5 protein-coding genes are annotated in these 3,885 nt (G+C 55.8%); 2 read left to right on the top strand and 3 right to left on the bottom strand.

The window, feature by feature from the left end:
• Positions 1–193: 193 nt before the first annotated feature.
• Genes Q1K23_RS08370 through Q1K23_RS08380 form a run of 3 tightly spaced genes read right to left on the bottom strand, consistent with a single transcriptional unit; the run spans position 194 to position 2,161 of the window.
• On the bottom strand, positions 194–1,219 hold the full coding sequence (locus tag Q1K23_RS08370; protein WP_366522651.1) for an Mrp/NBP35 family ATP-binding protein: 1,026 nt from the start codon (positions 1,217–1,219) through the stop codon (positions 194–196).
• On the bottom strand, positions 1,209–1,589 hold the full coding sequence (locus Q1K23_RS08375) for a hypothetical protein (protein WP_300363767.1): 381 nt from the start codon (positions 1,587–1,589) through the stop codon (positions 1,209–1,211). The genes Q1K23_RS08370 and Q1K23_RS08375 overlap by 11 nt, the downstream gene beginning before the upstream one ends.
• Positions 1,586–2,161, bottom strand: a complete 576-nt coding sequence (locus Q1K23_RS08380) for a hypothetical protein (RefSeq protein WP_300363769.1) — start codon at positions 2,159–2,161, stop codon at positions 1,586–1,588. The genes Q1K23_RS08375 and Q1K23_RS08380 overlap by 4 nt, the downstream gene beginning before the upstream one ends.
• Before the next feature lie 345 nt (positions 2,162–2,506).
• Between Q1K23_RS08380 and Q1K23_RS08385 the strand changes: the two genes are divergently transcribed.
• On the top strand, positions 2,507–3,580 hold the full coding sequence (locus Q1K23_RS08385) for a rhodanese-like domain-containing protein (protein ID WP_300363771.1): 1,074 nt from the start codon (positions 2,507–2,509) through the stop codon (positions 3,578–3,580).
• Between the two features lie 10 nt (positions 3,581–3,590).
• Positions 3,591–3,885 (top strand): twin-arginine translocation signal domain-containing protein (locus Q1K23_RS08390; RefSeq protein ID WP_300363773.1); only part of this gene is annotated, 295 nt, incomplete at its 3' end.

Consider the following 3,885-nt stretch of genomic DNA (forward strand, 5'->3'; position numbering starts at 1 on the left):
GAAGCGGCGGATTTTTCGGTGCCGACGGTGCGGCGATCGACAACGACGACGCCTACAAAAGCGGCATGATGGATCCGGTCGACTATGCCCAGAACTTCCGGGCCTATGTAAGATATCGCTACTAAAATACCCCGAGGGCTTCGGCCCTTTCCGCACTACCGTGCCCTTTCGGGCACGTTTCTCCCATAAAATATCAGAGTATCTGTTTCAGAAGCCGGTCGGCGATGGTTTTGTAGTAGCCTTTCTGTGACGCCTCGCCCATGGCCACAGGCGGCGTGCCGGCGTCGGAGTGTTCGCGGATCCGCATGTCCAGAGGGATCTGTCCCAGAAAGGGGATGCCGTATTTTTCCGCGGTCGCCTCGCCTCCTCCGGTACCGAAAATGTCGTAACGCGTGCCGGTGTCCGGCGCGATGAAGTAGCTCATGTTCTCCACGAGACCGCCGATGGGGACGTGGATGTCCTTGAACATCATGATGGCGCGGCTGACGTCGTCCAGGGCTACCGGCTGGGGTGTCGTGACGATGACGCCGGCGGTGATCGGAAGCTCCTGGGCCATCGTCAGCTGGATGTCGCCGGTGCCCGGCGGCATGTCGATGACCAGAAAGTCGAGTTCTCCCCACTCCACATCCTCGAGAAACTGGATCAGGGCGCTGACGGCCACGGAGCTTCGCCATACCAGCGGTGTGTCGGAGGTGGGCGTCGTGAGGCCGACGCTCATGATCTTGATACCGAAATTCTCGCTGGGGACGATCTTGTCGTTGTCGTTCCAGCGGAGCGTTTCGTGGGCGGTGCCCAGCATGCGGGGAATGTTGGGGCCGTAGACGTCCGCGTCGAGAAGCCCCACTTTGAAGCCTTTCTGGGCCAGGGCGACCGAGAGATTGGCCGAGACGGTACTCTTTCCCACGCCGCCCTTGCCGCTGGTGACGGCGATGACCCGCTTGGCGTAAGGTGCGCGGTTGTTGGGGTTGGCGGTGTGGCCGTAGTGGATATCCTTTTTCTTCGCCATCCCTTTGCGCCGGATGGTGATTTTGCCTTCGAAAAGATCCTGCAGCCGCTCTTTGAGAAGTTCGTAGGCTTCGTCGTTTTGCATCGAGAGGGTGACGACGGGTGTGCCGTGCTCTATGGCGATGTCGTCGACGATTTTCAGATCGGTGATGGAGCGGTCGAGTCCGGGGTACATGACGCCCGAGAGTTTTTCGAGAATTTTTTCATTGTTCATAGGGGTTGCTCCTCATTTCGCGCTGAAGCAGCAGGGCCGTGGCGCGGGCTTTCTGGATCCACTCCTGGATCAGCGGCGCGGCGGTAGGGTAGTTTTGGGCCAGCTCCTGGTAGGTTTTCGCCCTCTCCTGCAGCAGCCGGACGAATCCCTGCATCATCTGCGGTTTCATGTCGTGTTCGTGGGCGTGGCGCATCAGCTGCTTGAGCAGGGCGATGCGGTCTTTGAGAGGCAGCTTCAGCCCCATCGACGCGCCGATTCTCACGATGTCGGCGTTGGTGATGTAGACACCGCAGTAAAAGAGTGCCATCAGTTGCCGTTCCACCCCTTCATAGGCCGGGGGCAGGGTGTTTTCATCCATTTTTCTTTTCATGCGCTCTCTCTCCGTTTCGCCAGATTGACTTCCGCCGCTTTGGCGACGTTGGCATCGGTGTCGTTTGTCATCTTTTCCAGGGTCTCTTCCGGTGTCGAAGGGTTTTCCGCCACGCGCATCCGGACCATTTTGTCCGAATCGTCGGCGAGGATCTTCAGCAGTTTCGCCGGTGTGGCGGGATTGCCCGAGAGGCCGTCGCGTACGATTTTCTCGTCACCGAAGAGGTTTTGCAGTACCGACGGCGGCGTGTTGGGATTGGTGGCGACGAGCGCGCGGACCAGATTGATCTCGTCTTTGGCGAGATCGGTCAGTATTTCCACCGGGGTGTGCGGGTTTTTCGCGACAGCCCAGCGGCTTCCCATATCTTCGACGGCAGACAGCCTTACGAGAAGCTCCGTCATGATCGGATGTGCCGATTTTTCGGGTTCGTAGATCGAGGTGCGGAGGCTCAGGTTCATCGCGACCTGTCCTGCCACCTGCATGTCGTCCGAAAACGATTCGAAGATCGTTTCGACCTCTTCGAGGGGAGTGTTTTTGTCTTCCAGTCTGGCTATGGCTTCTTCTTTTGTCATGAAATACTTTTCCTTTTCATTAATATGGTCTCATGGTCGCTGTTTTATGGTATCAGAAAGAAAGAATATGAGTCAACCATATCGGCCCGTGTCATTGAAAAACGGCGTTCCGACACGTTTGAAAAATAATATTTTATTATTTCGTCAAAAAAAATTGTCACGCTCATCATGAAAATTGGACAAAAGAGTAACCCTTTCGGAATTTTGATGATTTTTCGTAGGTAATATGAAAAAACTTTATACTTTCAGGCTCGATTAAGAGTGCGGCCTCTACAATGAAGATGTATCGGAAGTACCGAAAAATCGGCATATCAGCCGTGTTAAACAATCTTATAAGGAGTGGTAATGAAGCAGTGGTTCAAGACGCTTTGTGTCGCGTCTGTTTTTTCCGCCTCCATGCTGATGGGGGCCGACAAGATCACGATTCAGCCCGAAGAGGCGATCAAACTGATCGGCAAACCGGGCTATGTCTTTGTCTGCGGTGACAGTGAAACCGCCTACGAAGGCGGACATATCAAAGGGGCGCGCGAAATGTACGCCCACCACCTGCACCATGCGGATATCATGGGGAATCTCCATTGCGAGCCGCTGTATCAGTGTCCGGAACATGCGGAACACTATATCGGCAGCAAAGGGATCAAGAACAGCGACGTCATCATCGCCTACGACAACTGGCGCGGGCCCAACGCGACGGGTGTCTACAGCTTTTTCAAATCTTTCGGCCACGAAAAGGTCTATGTCCTCGACGGCGGGCAGGACGGCATCAAGGCCCTCGATCCCAATCAGAAGATCTACAACGATCTCAAGATGAAGGCGCGAAAGCTCAAGCGTGAGGCGCGAAAAGCCAAAAAGGCGGGCGACAAGGCCAAAGAGGCCGAGCTGAAGGCGAAAGTCAAAGAGCTCAAGACCCAGATGAAGCAGCTCGAGCCCAAACTGCTCGTGCAGCGCGGCAAAGAGCCCCACTGGGAGCACACCCACTACAAGATCGAAAAGACGCGTCCCGAACTGCTGGCGACGACCGAAGAGGTCTATCACGCGATGCAGGATATCCTCAAAAACGGCGACAAGAGCAAATATGTGATCATCGACACGCGGGGCATGACCGAGATCATCGGCGAGCGCAAGATGGACAACGTCGCCCGCGGCGGCCACATCCCCGGATCGAAATTCATCGAATGGAAGAAGGTGACCGACTTCGAGCGCAAGAGGAGTTTCCGTACCAAGGAGGAGCTGAAAAAGATGTTCGAAAGCTACGGCGTGACGCCTGACAAGACGGTCTACGCCTACTGCCAGGTCGGTGCGGGCCGGGGTTCGGAGATCATCACGGCGCTCGAACTGCTGGGCTACAAGAACGTCAAAGTCTATTCGGGTGCATGGGATACCTGGGGCAACAACATGAATATGCCGATTCGACGCTAAGGGAGAGAAGATGGTAAACAACAAACGAAGAGATTTTCTGAAGTTTTCCGGAGTGACGGCCGCGCTGGTGGCCTCACAGGGCAGCCTGTTCGCCAAAACGGGTGTCATGAAGGTCGAAAACGGCAAGCACGACTATCCGAACACGACCTACACCGAAGAGATGTATCGCAACGAGTTCGACTTCACGCGGGGCAAAAAAGAAGATACCGGTTTCGCCTACCACTGTGTCAACTGCCAGGGCAACTGCGCCTGGGAGGTCTGGTCGCACAACGGCGTCGTGACGCGGGAGAACCAGTCGGCCCGCT

The sequence above is a fragment of the Hydrogenimonas sp. genome, assembly GCF_029933015.1.
GTDB lineage: Bacteria > Campylobacterota > Campylobacteria > Campylobacterales > Hydrogenimonadaceae > Hydrogenimonas.